At 68.0% G+C, this 1,317-nt stretch carries 1 protein-coding gene; it reads left to right on the top strand.

The genetic code is table 11. The features are described from left to right. A partial coding sequence (gene gndA / locus GVL05_RS19775; RefSeq protein WP_159574241.1) for an NADP-dependent phosphogluconate dehydrogenase occupies window positions 1-1,316 on the top strand: 1,316 nt, incomplete at its 5' end. Between the last annotated feature and the right edge of the window lies 1 nt (window position 1,317).

Raw genomic sequence — 1,317 nt, 5'->3', positions numbered from 1 at the left:
TCAAGGAGCACGGCGACGCCGGCTTCATCGCGTCCGAGGACATCGACGCCTTCGTCGCCTCGCTCTCGAAGCCGCGCACGGCGATCATCATGGTGCAGGCCGGCAAGGGCACCGACGCCGTGATCTCGCAGCTCGCCGAGAAGTTCGAGGAAGGCGACATCATCGTCGACGGCGGCAACGCCAACTTCCACGACACGATCCGGCGTGAGCACGACCTGCGCGAGAAGGGCCTCAACTTCGTCGGCACGGGCATCTCCGGTGGTGAGGAGGGCGCGCTCAAGGGGCCGTCGATCATGCCCGGCGGCTCGAAGGAAGCCTGGGAGACCCTGGGCCCCATCCTCAAGTCGATCGCGGCGGTCGCTGAGGGCGAGCCCTGCGTGACCCACATCGGCACCGACGGCGCCGGCCACTTCGTCAAGATGGTGCACAACGGCATCGAATACGCTGACATGCAGCTCATCGCCGAGTCCTACGACCTGCTCCGCCGCGTCGGCGGGCTCTCCGTCGAGGACCTGGTCAAGGTGTTCCAGGAGTGGAACGGCGGCGACCTCGAGTCCTACCTGATCGAGATCACGGTCGAGGTCCTGAAGCAGCGCGACGCCGACTCCGGCAAGCCCCTCGTCGACGTCATCCGCGACGAAGCGGGTTCCAAGGGCACCGGCGTGTGGACCGTGCAGAACGCGGTCGGACTCGGCATCCCGGTCTCCGGCATCGGCGAAGCGGTGTTCGCCCGCGCAGTGTCGTCGAAGCCGTCGCAGCGGGCTTCGGTGCAGCAGGCGTTCCCGGACCGGCCCGACATCGCCGAGGTCCCCGAGGGCTTCGAGGACGACGTCCGCGCGGCGCTCTACGCCTCGAAGGTCGTCGCCTACGCGCAGGGCTTCGACCTGATCATCGCCGGGGCCAAGGAGTACGGCTGGGACATCAACCTCGGCAACGTGGCGAAGATCTGGCGGGGTGGCTGCATCATCCGTGCCCAGTTCCTCAACCGCATCGTCGAGGCGTACGACAAGAACCCGGAGCTCGAGTCACTGCTCGTCGACCCGTACTTCGCGAACGCCGTGCAGGAGGGTGAAGCCGCCTGGCGCCGCATCGTCGGGATCGCCGCCGCGTCGGGGATCCCCGCACCGGGCTTCTCGTCGGCGCTGTCGTACTTCGACTCGCTCGCCTCCGAGCGGCTGCCCGCCTCGCTCATCCAGGGGCAGCGCGACTTCTTCGGCGCGCACACCTACCAGCGCATCGACAAGGACGGCACCTTCCACACGCTGTGGTCCGACGACGACCGCCGCGAGGTCGACCAGGAACCGTCCACCCACTAGA

The organism is Curtobacterium sp. 18060 (genome assembly GCF_902706105.1).
In the GTDB taxonomy this organism is placed as follows: Bacteria; Actinomycetota; Actinomycetes; order Actinomycetales; family Microbacteriaceae; genus Curtobacterium.
This window is presented reverse-complemented; position numbering and strand designations above follow the sequence as displayed.